Annotated in this window: 14 protein-coding genes; 6 read left to right on the forward strand and 8 right to left on the reverse strand. The window is 59.1% G+C overall.

Annotated elements, in window-relative coordinates; all coding sequences use genetic code 11:
• Positions 1 to 183 precede the first annotated feature (183 nt).
• From N1937_RS24620 to N1937_RS24640, 5 genes are all read right to left on the reverse strand, one after another.
• Positions 184 to 1,158, reverse strand: coding sequence for a sialic acid TRAP transporter substrate-binding protein SiaP (locus N1937_RS24620; RefSeq protein WP_017967793.1), 975 nt, complete (start codon positions 1,156 to 1,158; stop codon positions 184 to 186).
• A 23-nt stretch (positions 1,159 to 1,181) separates the two neighbouring features.
• Positions 1,182 to 1,940, reverse strand: coding sequence for a FadR/GntR family transcriptional regulator (locus N1937_RS24625; RefSeq protein ID WP_260059594.1), 759 nt, complete (start codon positions 1,938 to 1,940; stop codon positions 1,182 to 1,184).
• Between the two features lie 272 nt (positions 1,941 to 2,212).
• Complete coding sequence (locus tag N1937_RS24630) at positions 2,213 to 3,133, reverse strand: alpha/beta hydrolase (protein WP_260059595.1); 921 nt, start codon at positions 3,131 to 3,133, stop codon at positions 2,213 to 2,215.
• 74 nt (positions 3,134 to 3,207) lie between these two features.
• Positions 3,208 to 3,705: a DUF4142 domain-containing protein gene (locus tag N1937_RS24635; RefSeq protein WP_170255511.1), complete on the reverse strand. Its 498-nt coding sequence runs from the start codon at positions 3,703 to 3,705 to the stop codon at positions 3,208 to 3,210.
• A 64-nt stretch (positions 3,706 to 3,769) separates the two neighbouring features.
• Positions 3,770 to 4,594, reverse strand: coding sequence for a manganese catalase family protein (locus N1937_RS24640; RefSeq protein WP_260059597.1), 825 nt, complete (start codon positions 4,592 to 4,594; stop codon positions 3,770 to 3,772).
• Between the two features lie 195 nt (positions 4,595 to 4,789).
• On the opposite strand from N1937_RS24640, the gene N1937_RS24645 reads away from it, so the two are divergent.
• Together N1937_RS24645 and N1937_RS24650 are read left to right on the forward strand one after the other, a co-directional pair.
• Positions 4,790 to 5,302, forward strand: a complete 513-nt coding sequence (locus N1937_RS24645) for a ferritin-like domain-containing protein (protein WP_162118918.1) — start codon at positions 4,790 to 4,792, stop codon at positions 5,300 to 5,302.
• A 645-nt stretch (positions 5,303 to 5,947) separates the two neighbouring features.
• Entirely contained in the window at positions 5,948 to 7,333 is a 1,386-nt protein-coding gene (locus N1937_RS24650; RefSeq protein ID WP_017967786.1) for a sensor histidine kinase, read from the forward strand.
• A 707-nt stretch (positions 7,334 to 8,040) separates the two neighbouring features.
• Here the strand turns inward: N1937_RS24650 and N1937_RS24655 are convergent.
• From N1937_RS24655 to N1937_RS24665, 3 genes are all read right to left on the reverse strand, one after another.
• Positions 8,041 to 8,568, reverse strand: a complete 528-nt coding sequence (locus N1937_RS24655) for a sigma-70 family RNA polymerase sigma factor (RefSeq protein ID WP_017967784.1) — start codon at positions 8,566 to 8,568, stop codon at positions 8,041 to 8,043.
• A gap of 275 nt (positions 8,569 to 8,843) precedes the next feature.
• A complete protein-coding gene (locus N1937_RS24660; RefSeq protein ID WP_170276195.1) occupies positions 8,844 to 9,164 on the reverse strand; it encodes a hypothetical protein in 321 nt (106 codons plus the stop codon).
• A 172-nt stretch (positions 9,165 to 9,336) separates the two neighbouring features.
• The gene (locus tag N1937_RS24665) at positions 9,337 to 10,041 is read right to left on the reverse strand and encodes a transcriptional regulator NanR (RefSeq protein ID WP_170276194.1); all 705 of its coding nucleotides are present in this window, start codon (positions 10,039 to 10,041) and stop codon (positions 9,337 to 9,339) included.
• Positions 10,042 to 10,217: 176 nt separating this feature from the next.
• Here N1937_RS24665 and oiaX point away from each other — a divergent pair, with 176 nt between their 5' ends.
• The 4 genes from oiaX to N1937_RS24685 all read left to right on the forward strand — a co-directional run bounded on the left by oiaX (position 10,218) and on the right by N1937_RS24685 (position 14,772).
• A complete protein-coding gene (oiaX, locus tag N1937_RS24670; protein ID WP_260059599.1) occupies positions 10,218 to 11,474 on the forward strand; it encodes a 3-oxo-isoapionate-4-phosphate decarboxylase OiaX in 1,257 nt (418 codons plus the stop codon).
• Positions 11,475 to 11,479: 5 nt separating this feature from the next.
• A complete protein-coding gene (locus tag N1937_RS24675; protein ID WP_260059701.1) occupies positions 11,480 to 12,817 on the forward strand; it encodes a four-carbon acid sugar kinase family protein in 1,338 nt (445 codons plus the stop codon).
• 110 nt (positions 12,818 to 12,927) lie between these two features.
• Complete coding sequence (locus tag N1937_RS24680; protein WP_260059600.1) at positions 12,928 to 13,755, forward strand: phosphogluconate dehydrogenase C-terminal domain-containing protein; 828 nt, start codon at positions 12,928 to 12,930, stop codon at positions 13,753 to 13,755.
• A gap of 75 nt (positions 13,756 to 13,830) precedes the next feature.
• Complete coding sequence (locus N1937_RS24685) at positions 13,831 to 14,772, forward strand: D-ribose ABC transporter substrate-binding protein (RefSeq protein ID WP_003550404.1); 942 nt, start codon at positions 13,831 to 13,833, stop codon at positions 14,770 to 14,772.
• Positions 14,773 to 14,832: the final 60 nt, after the last annotated feature.

The raw sequence follows: 14,832 nt of genomic DNA on the forward strand, positions 1-14,832 counted from the left end.
CGGCTCGGTGAGCGCCATTCCTGCCCTCATCCGGCTGCCGCAACCTTCTCCCCGCCAGCGGGGAGAAGGGACATGCCGCGCCGGTCTTCAAGCCTCAGCGCTGACATTTGGCACGTCCCCTCTCCCCGTCTAAACGGCGAGAGGGTTAGGGTGAGGGCATCACGAAAAGGTGGCTTACGGGCTTTACTGGATCGCGCGAATTGCTTCCCAATCGGCCTTCTCGTAACCGAAATCCTCGAATTTGACCTTTTCCATCACGGTCTTTTCGAAATCGGCTTTGTCGACTTCAGTGACATTCAGGCCCTTTTCCTTGAAGGTCGCAATCAGGCTGTTTTCCTTGCCGGCGATCGTCTTGCTCGTGCGCTCGGCGGCCTCCTGCATGACCTCGCCGAATATCTTCTTGTCCTCGTCGGAAAGGCTCGCCCACCGCGTCTTCGAGATCACGGTATTGAGGTGGTCGACGATGTGGCCGGTGAGGATGATGTTCTTCTGGACTTCGTAGAACTTCTTCGCCTCGATTGTCGTCAGCGGGTTTTCCTGCGCCTCGACCGTACCGTTCTGCAAAGCGAGATAGACTTCGGCAAAGGCGATCGGCGTTGTGTTGGCACCGCAGGCGCGCGGCATGGCGAGATAGGCCGGAACGTCAGGCACCCGGATCTTCAGGCCCTGCATGTCGGCGCACTTGGCAATCGGCTTGTTCGATGTCGTATGGCGCGTGCCGTAATAGCTGACGGCAGCGATGTGGTTGCCGGTCTTGTCTTCATAGCCTTTGGCAAGACGCTTGAAGACATCGCTCTTTGTGTAGGCGATCAGGTGATCGGGACCGCGGAAGATATAAGGGAAGTAAGTTACGCCGATCGGCTTGTAGTCGCGTGCCGCAAAGCTCGATCCCGAGATGATGATGTCGACCGTCCCGAGCTTGAGGCCTTGGTTGATGTCGGCTTCCTTGCCGAGCTGCGAGGCCGGATAGACCTCGATCTTGTAGCGCCCGTCGGTGCGCTTGTTGATCTCTTCCGCGGCCCAGACGGAATCCGTGTGGAAGGGCTCTGACGTTTCATAGACATGCGCCCATTTCAGCACTGTCTGGGCATGGGCGATCGCGCTGCTCGCCATGATCGCGGCTGCAGTGCAAAGTATCGTTGCGAGTCTGCTTTTCATTGCTCTCTCCTCCCGAGCTTGGGTTAAGTCTTGGCAGTTCCTTTCGGCGGCCGCTTGTTGCGTCCGCGCTCCTCTTCCTCCGAGAACTCCTCCCCGAAGCTCTCGGAAAACCTCTTCTGCGACATGGTGAGATGGGCGCGCATGGCCGCCTTGGCGCCAGCGGCATCGCCGGCAGCGATCGCGTCGCGAATGGCCCGATGCTCGTCCAATGCCCTGCGCCAGGTCGTCGGCCCCTCGAAGTGGCTGGCAAGCCTTGCGAAATAGGGGGTCATGCGCATGTCGAACATCTCGCCCGTGACGCGGATCAATGTCGCATTCCCAATGATGGCAGCAATTCCGGTGTGGAAAGCGCGATCGGCATCGAGCACCGCGATTGCATCGTTGACCACGCCACTCATACGCGTCAGAGCTTCGTCGAGCAGAGCGATGTCATCCGGTTTGGCGCGGCCTGCAGCTTCTTCGGCGATGGCGCATTCGATGAGGGCGCGCGCCTGCAGCAGCTCGAAAGGTCCCTCTACAGGCTCACGTTCGGCGCCTGCGACGATTGCGGCATTCTGGCGTATCACATAGATCCCGGATCCCATGCGGATGTTGACAAGACCTTCGACCTCCAGGACGATCAATGCCTCGCGGACGGTGGGACGTGAAACCGAGAGTTGCTCGGCCAGGTCGCGCTCGGCCGGCAGCCGTTGACCGACAGCAAGTTCGCCGCTCGCGATCATCAACCGGATCTGATCTGCGACCTGCCGGTAAAGGCGGCGTGATTCAACAGGCGAAAACATGATAGCCTCCCCGGCGGACTTCTCCTCAAATCCCGCAGCTGGTCAACTGGCCTGACCAATTGATCTACCGGTATCATTCACCGAGGGGTGCGTCAATGCGCCGCGCAAAAAGGCTCCTTGGGACGAGTCATGGCCACGTCCGGTGCGCTCGGCGGAGAAACCATGCCGCTGAAGGCGGCAGAGACGAAGCGGCGGCTAACTCTTCCCCGCGGACGAATACGGTTTGATGCAGGAGCCCGACCTCGAAAGACCGGCGCCACCGGGAATGATGCCTAACCCGCTCGGGGAGATTTAGCCTGACCATTGTCAAGGCGGCGCGATATCCACTCCCTGACAAGGCCATTTGCCTTTGCCGCCAAGTTTGTGGGAAATCGATTAAAACCATGCGGCGCCTCCGGGAAAACGACGCAGTGGGCGTTACCGTTTTGCTGTTGCCACTGGTGGCTCATTGACAGGCTGTCATCAATGATCGGATCAAGTGCCCCAGCGATGAACAATGCGGGTGGAAGCTTGGACAGATCGGCGAACCGGGGGCCGCGAGCCTCACGTCCGGAAAGGCTCGGCGTCAAACGCTGAAGGTTTCGAAGCGCCGATGGCCCGTCGATGACAAGGCTTCTTCCCGTTGACCGTCGCAGACTTTCCGAGCCCGTCAGATCAAAGCCGCCGCACATGGAAATGAATCCAGCAACGGCTTCCGCCTTGCCGCGTTGGCGCAGATGAAGCAGCGCTTCGGCCGCAAGATGCGCGCCGGACGACTCTCCACCGAGGATGATGCGCTCGACCTGAAGCTCGGCGAGATGCTCGACGAGCCAATCGACTGCCGTCCTGCAGTCGTGCACAGTGTCGTCGAGCCGATCATCGACGGCGTTATGAAAATCGACGGCGGCCACCAGAGTCTGGCAGCGCCCTGCGATCGGGCGGGTAATGCCGTCGTCGAGACGGGCATTACCCATCACCCAGGCACCACCATGGAAATGGACATAGAGGCCATGAGGGGCCCCCTTCGGCACGATCAGCCTTAAGCCGATTTTCCTGCCGTTGGCGGCAGCGAAGCGGCTGACCGCTTCGCCGTGGCGGATCGCTCGATCGGGCACCAGCGACTGCACCGCTTTGGTCATCGCTTGAACGCATTTAGCGTTCCAGCGGCGATCAACGTGATAACGGGGAAGAATTCCGAGGACGGCATTAAACATTCGGGCGCGGCTAAGTTCTTGCGTGGTGAAGGACAGTGTCCCCTCACCTGCTTCGTCCCCGATCGTCGCTCCTCTCACTTCGAGGTCAGCCCTTCTATTCTCGTCAGGTGCATTCTCAGATCGGGCAGAATCTTCTGCGAGGCCCGCTTCAATGCCCCATCCGGGCCATTTTTCGAATAATCTGAAAAGAGCCCCACGGCCTCCTGATGCGCAGTCACCTGCGTCGAAAGATAGGCTTGGTCCAGGTTTTCCCGGTCGCTTTGCTGCAGCGCTTCGAGCTTCTTCTTGTGCTCATCGTCGAGGGCAGCTGGCAGTTGGACTCCATCTTCGTTGGCGGCGTCCGCCAGAATAGGGCCGGCTCGCCCATGATCTTTCAACATATCGCCGGCGAACTGCTTTGCATCTTCAGCCGCGCCCCTGGCGACTTCAATCTCGGCGGTTTTGAGTTCGAACATGTTTGACATCGCGGCGCGGGTGGCGAAATCCACTGCCTTTTGACGGGCAGCGTCATCGGCAGCCAAGGCGGGCGTTGCGATCAGCAAAAGAAAGCAAAGATTGAATTTGAGCTTCATCGTTATTCTCCAAGTGCGCAGGGCGAAGGCGGGCGAAGGACCAATCGCCCGCCCCCTTTCCGGCTCAATTCTGCTCGGCTTGTGCGCCGCTATCAGGCTTTGCGGGCCCAAGAACGGGCTTCTGTCCCATGGGCTGCGGCACCATTGTCTTGAAGCTTCCCTTGCCGTCGATCGACTTGCCGTTGGACCATCGTCCCGGTACCGGCTCGCTGCCATCCTGCTGAAATCCAAGATAGGCGTAGCTGAACTCCTGCAGCTCTTTCTCCTGAGGGAAGCTGTTGGGGATCGGGAAGACCTTCGATGGCCCGCCCAGCTCCTCGAGTGCCGCCATCCATTGGTTTTGGTGCATGGTATCGCGGGCGATGAGGTAGGAGAGCATCTCCTTCATCCCGGGATCATTGGTGAGGTTGAACAGTCGCGTCGCCAACACACGACCGGTGGATTCCGCAGCGACATTCGCGGTCATATCGGCTGCGATATTGCCGCTGGCATAGATGTGCGACATGTCGAACGGGACGCCGTCCGAATCGACGGGCATGGCCGAAAGACCGGCCGAAAGAAGGCTTTTCATGTTCAGTCCACCGAGAACCGCGCTTGCCACGGGGTCGCGCGCCACTTCATCCTTAACCGAGACAGGCGCGCCTTCGAGGTTCAGCGCCACCGCGGTCGCCAGCATCTCGATATGCCCGAGTTCTTCCGCCGCCGTGTTCATCAACAGGTCCCGAAACTTCGGGTTGCCGCGGGCGCCGCACGCTTGAAAGAAATATTGCATGGCAACCCTGATCTCGCCCTCGACCCCGCCGATCGCCTGTTGCAGCGCGCGGGCGAAATGGGGATCGGGCGTCTCGACCCGCACCGGGAACTGCAGCTTTCCATCAGTGTAAAACATTCAACTCTCCTTCTTGAGGGGCGCTCGCCACATCCGACGAGTGGACCTGACATTCAGAAGCTGCCCCAACAACAAATCTGAGAGGCAGTTCCCGCCGTTCGGAAATATCTGGGAATTGGATACCGTGTTTCGGGCCGAGGTGCGGAACCAGGGCGGTTAATCGTGGTTAGGCGTCAACCAACAAGGAGGACTAAAATGCCAGGAACCGAGATTAGGGAAGTCTTCATCGCCGGTTTGAAAAATGCCCACGCCATGGAAAACCAGGCGCTCAGCATCATGAAACCGCAGCTCAAACGCATAGAGAATTACCCGGAGGTTGCCCAACGGCTCGACGCGCATATCCGGGAAACCGACGGGCAGATCGTCCGTCTGGAGGAGATCCTTGACAGTCTGAACGAGGACAAGTCGACGCTAAAAGATATGGCGCTATCCTTCACAGGGTCCATGGCAGCCCTCGGCCATACGGTTGCAGGCGACGAAATCCTGAAGAATTCGTTCGCCAATTTCGCCTTCGAAAATTACGAAGCGGCAGCTTACAAGTCGCTGCTGGTGGTTGCCGAGTCAGGTGGATATGGCGCCGCCATGACTGGGCTTCGGGCAAATCTGAACGAGGAGTTGGCAATGGCTGAATGGCTCAATGACAATCTGGTCGCTGTCACGGAAAAGTTTCTCTCGCTGCGACAGGTGGGCGAGACGGCGAAGGTCTAGGTTCGGCATGACCAATCAACTTCCCCTGTCCGAGACCGACCTTGCCCCGACGAGGAAATCGGCGCGAAAACATCGTGGCCTCGCTAGCCAGCTTCTCTCAAGCCGCAAGCTCGTCAACTGCCTGACCAACACAGGTAACATCGCTTGGTTGTAGGTCAATCCGCCGCACAAACTGAAAAAGGAGAGTTTACTCGCGGGCCGAGAACGACCTCGATCCCTTTCTGCCCTCATGGCTCGTCGCGACCATGGAACAGATACCGCTGCCCAGGAAATAGTGGCTTACCGGCTTCCTGAAACCGACAAGGCCAAAATCGCGCGGGAGAGAGACTGACTCGAGAATGCTCTCTAGAACCGGAAGTTCCGGATCCGCCAACCGCAATAGGATGAGATTTTCGCTTGTGAAAGGTTGCATCGCGCTGCCCGCCTTGTTTGGCAAGAGCACGCGGTCTCCCAGCCGCGAGCGCCATGAAGTCTGCTGGGCGATGACGAACCCCGAAGGATGGCCAATTGCTATCCATTTGACCTACGGCGCCTCTTCAGCACGCGGGTCGCCGACCGGGTTTGGTACGCAATCGGACGCGTCGAGAAATTCCTTTAGCAGGTGCTAAAGTTTCACCTAAGGTAATCCGGCTGGGGGGCACTGGTATGGATCAATATTCCTTCCCGAGCGACGAAGCTGAAATCTATCGCCACATTGTCGAGAGCGCGCTGGACTACGCAATCTTTGCCATGGATCTCGATGGCACTGTGGCGACCTGGAGTGCTGGTGCGGAACAACTCTTCGGCTATTCGGCATCCGAGATGATCGGGCAAAATGGGATCATCGTCTTTTCGTTCGAGGATCAGCTCGCCGGAGCACCGCTCAAAGAGAGGCGGCTTGCGCTAGCTAACGGTCGCGCCGACGACAATCGGTGGCACGTCAGAAAAGACGGCAGCATGTTCTGGGCGTCAGGGTTGATGATGCCGCTTCGCAACGACGTGGGCGGGATTTACGGCTTGATCAAAATCGTCCGGGACCGGACCCTGACGCTTCAGCAGGACGAAGCGTTGCGCGCCAGCGAGGAACGCCTCCAGCTTATTCTCAAAAGTGCAATCGATTATGCGATCTTCGCCTTTGATCAAGATGGGCGGATCATCAGCTGGAACACCGGGGCTTGCCGTATTTTTGGCTATCAGGAAGATGAGATTCTCGGTCACGATGCACGCATTCTCTTCGTACCGGAAGACCGTACCGAGGGCGACGGGGCGCTTGATCGCGAGATGGAGACGGCGCGTGAGCGCGGTCGTGCTGAAAACGAACGATTTCACTTGCGTAAGGACGGATCGACCTTCTGGGGCAGCGGATTGACCATGCCGCTGCGCGCCCATCATCAAAAAGCCGGCTATCTCAAGGTACTGCGAGATGACACCGAGCGTCACTTTGCAGATGAGCACCAGCAAATCATGATGCGCGAGATGAGTCATCGCGTCAAAAACAGCCTCGCACTTGTCGCTGCGATGCTCGCGATGCAGGCCCGCTCGGCCGAACATCAGGAAGTGGCAGCGGCCTTGCGCGATGCTGAAGCGCGTGTCGGCACCATTGCCCAGGTTCACGACCAATTGTGGCGCCAACCGAACATCGAAACGGTGGAACTGGCGGATTTTCTGTCGAGCCTATGTCAGCGCCTGCAGCAGGCGGCGTCAAAGCACACTGTTTCGGTCGACGCGGATGCGTGCGTTATCGATGCAGACCGGGCAATCCAGCTTGCCCTTCTCGTCAACGAACTGGTGACGAATGCCTTTAAGCACGCTTATGCCGATATTTCAGGCACCGTCACCGTCCGTGCGCGCGCCACCACCGACGAAATCCGCCTTGAAATCGCCGATGATGGAAAAGGATTCCCGGAGGGATTTTCCGTCTGCGAAAATGGTGGCAAGAGCTTGGGCATGAAACTCGTGCGCGTTCTGGCGCAGCAGCTGAGGGCCGAGCTTCACATCGAGAATCGGCGGCCCGGCGCGAGTTTTGTGATCCGTGTACCCCGAAATCCGTGACAGAGTTGCCGGCAGCCCGAAAGCTTTGCCAAAACTGCTCAAAGGCCAAATATGGATATGGCTGCTATCACGGCGCAAGCTGTTATTACCGAGATCACAAAGATGCCGGTATGAGCGCAGGCTCCCTCCCGCTGGAAAGTGGCCTTGCCGCACCGGATCAGGGTATTGTTCATAACTTGCTATTGCAGGTTTGCCCACCGAGGCCTTTGAACTGCCGGCCGCCGATGCCAGACCGTCGAGCTGCCATTGAGACATGTGCTGGTCGAGTCCGACCAGCCGAACGAGCATGCCTGATTGGTCGAAAGCGGTCTGGTATCGATGGTGGCGACGAACGTCGAAGACGAAGCGAGGTCGGACATGCCGGATACCGGGGATGGCAGGACTGCATGTCATCGAAGGAATGAGAGCGATTAGGTCGACCCGCGCCAACGTCAGGATTCTCGACCGAGAAAGGCTGGAGGAGATCGCTACTGGGAGCTACGTCATTCCGGAACGGGAACCCGGGGGCGTTTGATCGGACTGGCGATCCGGCGTTCCACTAGAGCATGATCCCGAAAAGTGTGAGCGTTTTTCGGACGACATCATGCTCGAACTACACAATGTCGAAGAGGATTCAGACTAAGCCGAACCGCCCTAAAATCATCCTGTTATAGCCGGAGCTTCTGATCGTCTCCAAGAACAGCACGATCAAAAGAACAGGCCGATGATCAGTCGCGAAGATGGTTTCCGAGCATCAACTGCAGGGACTCGCGGGCGCGGCTGACGCGGCTTTTCAGCGTGCCGATCCGGCACCCACACATTCTCGCGGCTTCCTCGTAGCTGTTACCGGCAGCCACCAGTGTCAGGGCGCGGCGCCTGTCGTCGGAAAGAAGTGTGAGTGCCTGCTGCAGTTCGTGTTCCCGCAGCGCCCATTCCTGGGTCGGCGCGCTCGCAATCCGTTCTACCATCACGTCAATTCCCGTCGGTTCGCGTTTCTGTTTGCGATAATTGGTGCAGAACGTGTTTCGAAGGATGGTGAAAAGCCAGGATTTCAAGGAGGTGCCGGGGCGGTAGAGATGAAGCGAGTTCAATGCCTTCAACAAGGTTTCCTGCACAAGATCGTCGATATCGTCGTTGCTGCGCAGGAACCTTCGGGCAAAGACGCGCAATGCCGGCGTCAGTGCAACGATTTCTAGCTCGATTGCGGACTTATTTTTGTCATCCGATGCAGAATGTATGGAAGATACTGACGCCATTTTTCTCTCTCTCCGGATGAGAGGGAAAAGTTCTGGACGTCCTAATCGTTGCCGTACGATATCAGACAAACACGTCATTTGACCCGGTCGCCCCGTTTCGCGTTGGTGAATCACGTCATCGCAAAAGGAGAGCAAGCGGCCTCAAGCCGTCGTGCCGCCAGCGGTCCTGCCCGATTGGACCGCTTACTGAAGTTTGCCCATGCAAAACCCCCGAGGTTGGGTTGCCAACTTTCGGGGGTCAGGTTCACGAGGCGGAGTTTTCGTGAAGGAGCCGATCAATTGTTGTGAGCTGCGCAGGCTTCATCCATCGGGGTGGCGTTGCTCGTACCGCCCTGTGTTTGAAGCTTGGCAGAGTTGTTGACCGGATTCGGGCACTTGGTCTTGTCCATCTTCATTGTGCCGCTGGTCGTGGAACCCGTTGTGGTGGTATCCGTTGCCATTGGCTTCTTGGTCTTCGTGTCGCTGGCTGCGCCGCCACCCTGGTCGGCTTGGTTCTTATCGATGGTGGCACCTGCGGGGGCCGGATTCGATTGGGCGAAGGCGGATGTGGCCATGCCGATAGCCAATAGTGACGCTGCTACGAGTTTCATACGCATTGTGATGTCCTCCTTGGGATCCTTCCATGCTTGACCCAGTCAGAACCTCGTTCTTAGATCATTGTTCCGCTGCAGCCGACAAAATCCACTACCGCGCCCATGGCAAGCGCGCAGTCAAAAGTTGACGTTTCAGCAGCAAAATGGAAGCTATTGCGCGTAAGGGGATAGGCGACTATTTCGCGTAAAGCGCCCGCGACCGCTCGAGATGCTTGAGGAGTGCCGTTTCCGAGCCATCCACGTCGTTCGCTTCAAGGCGATCGACGATTTCGTCGTGTTCGGCGAGCGTGAATTTTTCCTTGCCGGTCCAGATCAGCATCTCGGTATGATATTCCTTCAGCCAGGCAAGCATCGCTTCACTGACGGCGACGTAGATCGGATTGCCGGATATCTGCGCTATGCGGGTGTGGAATTCCATGTCCGCGTCGATGAACTCTTCGGCCCGCCCAAGCGACATTCGCTGGCGTTCGATGATGTTCCTGAGATCGGCGATATCATTTGCCGAGGCGCGCTGCGCGGCCTCGCGCGCCATGCCCCGCTCAAAGAAGATGCGGGCGCTCTTGAGGTATTCCAGCGAGTCCGCCGATTGCGACAGCATGATCTTGGCGGTGAGATCGACCTGGCGGAATATCGATCTTGCCGTCAGCCTGAGGACCTTCGCACGCTCGCCATGCGAAATGCTGACAAGACCTTTGTTGGCAAGGGACTGCATGGCCTCCCTGATTGCCGGCCGACCGACACCGAAGCGTTCCATCAGCACACGCTCGGAGGGCATTTCGTCGCCAGGCTGAAGCTCGCCCGAGGTAATCATTCGCTCAAGTCGATCAAACACTTCGTCAGAGAGTTTCCGGCGGACGATTTGTTCGAGGGGCTGGGTCATCACATCTCGCTGGTTCAAAATGTCTCCTCCTAACAGTTTTCCGGGTCGAGAACAAAGCTGTCGGCGAAAATTGCGGATCCGAAGATTCTACTTTTCATCACTTGGAATACTCATTATACCAGATCATGAGTTGGCGCCATGGCAATTTGCCTGCGAGAGGAGCAACCGTCCGTTTCATGATGATTACCCTGACATACCGTATCGAAACGCCCGGCAGCGTCGAGGCGATGGCGGAAAAGATCGCGAGCGACCAGTCGACCGGCACCTTCGTGCCCGTTCCCGGTGAAACGGAAGAGTTGAAGTCGCGTGTCGCCGCCCGCGTGCTGGCGATCCGCCCGCGCGAAGATACGTTTCATCCGACCTGGCCCGAGGTCGCTCCCGGCACGCTGCTTCGTCGTGCCGATGTCGACATCGCCTTTCCGCTGGACGCGATCGGCACCGACCTCTCCGCATTGATGACCATTGCGATCGGCGGCGTCTATTCTATCAAGGGCATGACCGGCATCCGCATCGTCGACATGACGCTGCCCGACGCCTTCAAAAGTGCGCATCTCGGACCGCAGTTCGGCATTCATGGAAGCCGCCGGCTCACCGGCGTCGAAGGTCGCCCCATCATCGGAACGATCGTCAAGCCGGCGCTTGGTCTTAGACCGCACGAGACGGCGGAACTCGTCGGCGAGCTGATCTCATCCGGCGTCGACTTCATCAAGGATGACGAAAAACTGATGAGCCCGGCCTATTCGCCGCTCAAGGACCGCGTTCAGGCTATCATGCCGCGCATTCTCGATCACGAACAGAAGACCGGCAGGAAGGTGATGTATGCCTTCGGCATCTCGCATACAGACCCTGACCAGATGATGCGCAACCACGACATCGTCGCCAGGGCCGGCGGCAATTGCGCCGTCGTCAACATCAACTCGATCGGCTTCGGCGGCATGAGCTTTCTGCGCAAGCGCTCCAACCTAGTGCTTCACGCGCATCGAAACGGTTGGGATGTGCTGACGCGCGATCCGGGCGCCGGCATGGATTTCAAGGTCTACCAGCAATTCTGGCGGCTGCTGGGCGTCGACCAGTTCCAGATCAACGGCATCAGGGTCAAGTATTGGGAACCGGACGACAGTTTCGTCTCGTCCTTCAAGGCCGTTAGCACGCCGCTGTTTGATGCCTCCGATTGCCCGCTTCCGGTTGCCGGTTCAGGCCAGTGGGGTGGACAGGCGCCGGAGACCTATCAGCGGACCGGCCGCACCGTCGATCTTCTCTATCTCTGCGGCGGCGGCATCGTCAGCCACCCCGACGGACCGGCCGCCGGCGTTCGGGCCGTGCAACAGGCCTGGCAGGCAGCAGTCGCAGATATCCCGTTGGAGGTCTATGCAAAAGATCATCCGGAACTCGCTGCCTCGATTGCAAAATTCAGCGACGGCAAGGGCGCGTGACCGCGATGCATGGACCTCTCGTCAGCTATTACGGGGACGACTTTACCGGCTCCACCGACGTGATGGAGGCCCTGGCCTCGAACGGCGTGTCGACCGTGCTCTTCCTCGACATTCCGACGCCGGAACTGCTCGCGCGTTTTGGAGATTGCCGTGCAATCGGCATTGCCGGGACAAGCCGCAGTGAGACCCCCTTATGGATGCAAGAGCACCTTGCGCGCGCTTTCGAGTGGCTGAATTCGCTCGGCGCTGACATCTGCCACTACAAGGTCTGCTCGACCTTCGATTCCAGCCCCGAAATCGGCAATATCGGCAAGGCGATCGAAATCGGCCGATCGGTCTTCGGCCAATCCGTCGTGCCGGTCATCGTCGGCGCGCCGCAATTGAAACGCTACACGGCATTCGGCAATCTCTTTGCCGCTTACCAGGGCCGGATCTTTCGCATCGACCGCCATCCCGTCATGAGCCGCCATCCAGTCACACCGATGGACGAGGCGGACCTTGCGGTGCACCTGTCGAAGCAGACCCGCCTTCCCGTCCTGGTCGCCGATCTCGTCGCCATCACCGCGACGGACGCCGATGCGCGTGTCGACGAACTGGCGTCGGGTTCGGAGGGGATCCTGCTCATCGATGTCGATTCCGAGGCGACTCAGGAGGCCGCGGGCCGACAACTGCTTCGTGTCACCGGCCGTTCCGGAAGGTTTGTCGCCGGCTCCTCGGGTGTCGAATATGCCCTGTTCAGCGCATGGCGGCGGAGCGGCTTCATCGGCGCGAGCAGCACCGAGTTTCCTGATATCGGCCCTGTCGACCGCCTGGCCGTCGTGTCGGGCAGCGTATCGCCAACGACCGAGCGCCAGATCCGGACGGCCGTCGAGAACGGCTTCGAGAGCATCGCGCTCGATCCGCTTGCGCTGGTCTCGGAGCATGGTCAAGGCGCGTTGGATGCAGCGGTAGAGGCCGGCATCCAGAAGCTCAGACAAGGCAAGAGCGTCATCCTGTATACCGCGCTTGGACCGTCCGCAGACCGCGGCGCCGACATCGACAGGCTTCCGGGGGCTCGTCACCGGCTCGGGAGCGCGCTCGGCACGATCTTGCGCCGCCTGATCGAGAGCGAAGGGCTTTCACGCGCCGTCGTCGCCGGCGGCGACACATCAAGTCACGCACTCAGGCAGTTGAAGATCGACGCGCTGACGACGCTTCTGCCGCTGCCCCAGACGCCTGGTTCTCCGCTTTGTCTTGCGCATGGCGACTACCAGCCGACCAACGGCCTGCAGATCGCCCTCAAAGGCGGTCAGGTCGGGACTGACGGCTATTTCACGCAGATCCGCGATGGAAGGAAACCCTGATGGTTTCCCGATCCGGCTTGGCGCAGAAAAAAGCTCGGATCAGGTGATATGGTGATTGACTCATCATACCAGTGTGTGATCCTATCGAGAAACGGAAAAGGTGAGGAAACATGACTAAGATTGCCCTCTTCGGCGCAGGCGGGAAAATGGGATACCGGCTCGCCAAAAATCTCAAAGGCTCGCGTTTCGAGGTCCGCCATGTCGAGGTAAGCGACGCAGGCAAGGCTCGTTTGAAGAATGATCTCGGTGTCGATTGCGTATCCGTCGATGTCGGGCTCGACGGCGCCGAGGTGGTGATCCTTGCCGTGCCGGACACGGTGATCGGAAAAGTCGCGGCAGGCATCGTCGACAAGCTCACATCAGGCACCATGGTGATCGCGCTTGACGCTGCGGCTCCCTTTGCCGGCCACCTGCCGAAGCGCGATGATCTTACCTACTTCGTCACCCATCCCTGCCATCCGCCGATCTTCAACGACGAGACGGACATGAAGGCGAAAAAGGACCACTTCGGAGGCCTCTTCGCCAAGCAGCATATCGTCTCAGCACTGATGCAGGGTCCCGAAAGCGCCTATGCGCTTGGGGAGGAAATCGCCAAGCTGATCTGGGCCCCGGTCATGCGCTCGCACCGGGTCACGGTCGACCAGCTTGCCATGCTCGAACCGGGCTTGTCGGAAACCGTTTGTGCCTCACTGCTCGTCGTCATGCGGCAGGCCATGGACGAATGCGTGGCACGCGGCGTCCCTGAACAGGCCGCCCGCGACTTCCTGCTCGGCCATATGAACGTGCTCGGCGCGGTCATTTTCAAGGAAATCGACGGCGTGTTTTCAGATGCCTGCAACAAGGCGATCGAGTTCGGGATCCCGGCGCTGATGCGCGACGATTGGAAAAAGGTATTCGAACCGCAGGAGATCGCCGAAAGCATCCGGCGCATCACCTGAACCGGCTTGGGGAGGCAAGCCCTCCCCTCAACCGCCCCAGGGAGAAGGGGCTTCATTCACAACAGGGAGGAAATAATGAAACTGACGCGCAGACTGACACTTGCAGCTTTTGCCGGCGCCCTGGCGCTTGGGACGGCTCTTCCGGCCTTTTCGGCCGATCTCATCGCCATCATTACGCCGGCGCACGACAATCCTTTCTTCAAGGCCGAAGCCGTCGGCGCCGAAGCCAAGGCTAAGGAGCTCGGCTACGAGACGCTGCTCATGACGCATGACGACGACGCCAACAAGCAGTCCGAAATGATCGATACGGCGATCGGGCGCGGCGCCAAGGCGATCATTCTCGACAATGCCGGAGCCGACGCCTCCGTCGCGGCCGTCAAAAAGGCAAAGGATGCAGGCATCCCCTCCTTCCTGATCGACCGCGAAATTAACGCGACGGGCGTTGCCGTCGCCCAGATCGTCTCGAACAACTATCAGGGCGCCCAGCTCGGAGCGCAGGAATTCGTCAAGCTGATGGGCGAGAAGGGCAATTACGTCGAGCTGGTCGGTAAGGAGTCCGACACCAATGCCGGCATCCGCTCGCAAGGCTATCACGACGTCATCGACGACTATCCGGACCTGAAGTCCGTCGCCAAGCAGTCGGCCAACTGGAGCCAGACGGAAGCCTATTCGAAGATGGAAACCATCCTCCAGGCAAATCCCGACATCAAGGGCGTCATTTCAGGGAATGACACGATGGCCATGGGCGCGATCGCAGCGCTGCAGGCGGCCGGCCGCAAGGACGTGATCGTCGTCGGCTTCGACGGTTCCAACGACGTGCGCGACTCCATCAAGTCGGGCGGCATCAAGGCAACAGTCCTGCAACCCGCCTATGCGCAGGCTCAGTTGGCAGTGGAACAGGCCGATGCCTACATCAAGAACAAGACGACGCCAAAGGAAGAGAAGCAGCTGATGGATTGCGTTCTCATCAACGCCGACAATGCCGGCAAGCTCGAAACCTTCGCCCTGACGAACTGATCAGCCGCGAATTGCGGAGGGCGCAGCTCTGCGCCCTCCGCAATGCATTTTGCAAGACGT

It is taken from the genome of Rhizobium sp. WSM4643, from assembly GCF_025152745.1.
In the GTDB taxonomy this organism is placed as follows: Bacteria; Pseudomonadota; Alphaproteobacteria; order Rhizobiales; family Rhizobiaceae; genus Rhizobium; species Rhizobium leguminosarum_I.

Coding starts and splice junctions, on each gene's coding strand:
- N1937_RS24620 (WP_017967793.1), bottom strand. CDS start 1,158: ATGAAAAGCAGACTCGCAACGATACTTTGCACTGCAGCCGCGATCATG.
- N1937_RS24625 (WP_260059594.1), bottom strand. CDS start 1,940: ATGTTTTCGCCTGTTGAATCACGCCGCCTTTACCGGCAGGTCGCAGAT.
- N1937_RS24630 (WP_260059595.1), bottom strand. CDS start 3,133: ATGTTTAATGCCGTCCTCGGAATTCTTCCCCGTTATCACGTTGATCGC.
- N1937_RS24635 (WP_170255511.1), bottom strand. CDS start 3,705: ATGAAGCTCAAATTCAATCTTTGCTTTCTTTTGCTGATCGCAACGCCC.
- N1937_RS24640 (WP_260059597.1), bottom strand. CDS start 4,594: ATGTTTTACACTGATGGAAAGCTGCAGTTCCCGGTGCGGGTCGAGACG.
- N1937_RS24645 (WP_162118918.1), top strand. CDS start 4,790: ATGCCAGGAACCGAGATTAGGGAAGTCTTCATCGCCGGTTTGAAAAAT.
- N1937_RS24650 (WP_017967786.1), top strand. CDS start 5,948: ATGGATCAATATTCCTTCCCGAGCGACGAAGCTGAAATCTATCGCCAC.
- N1937_RS24655 (WP_017967784.1), bottom strand. CDS start 8,568: ATGGCGTCAGTATCTTCCATACATTCTGCATCGGATGACAAAAATAAG.
- N1937_RS24660 (WP_170276195.1), bottom strand. CDS start 9,164: ATGCGTATGAAACTCGTAGCAGCGTCACTATTGGCTATCGGCATGGCC.
- N1937_RS24665 (WP_170276194.1), bottom strand. CDS start 10,041: ATGACCCAGCCCCTCGAACAAATCGTCCGCCGGAAACTCTCTGACGAA.
- oiaX (WP_260059599.1), top strand. CDS start 10,218: ATGATGATTACCCTGACATACCGTATCGAAACGCCCGGCAGCGTCGAG.
- N1937_RS24675 (WP_260059701.1), top strand. CDS start 11,480: ATGCATGGACCTCTCGTCAGCTATTACGGGGACGACTTTACCGGCTCC.
- N1937_RS24680 (WP_260059600.1), top strand. CDS start 12,928: ATGACTAAGATTGCCCTCTTCGGCGCAGGCGGGAAAATGGGATACCGG.
- N1937_RS24685 (WP_003550404.1), top strand. CDS start 13,831: ATGAAACTGACGCGCAGACTGACACTTGCAGCTTTTGCCGGCGCCCTG.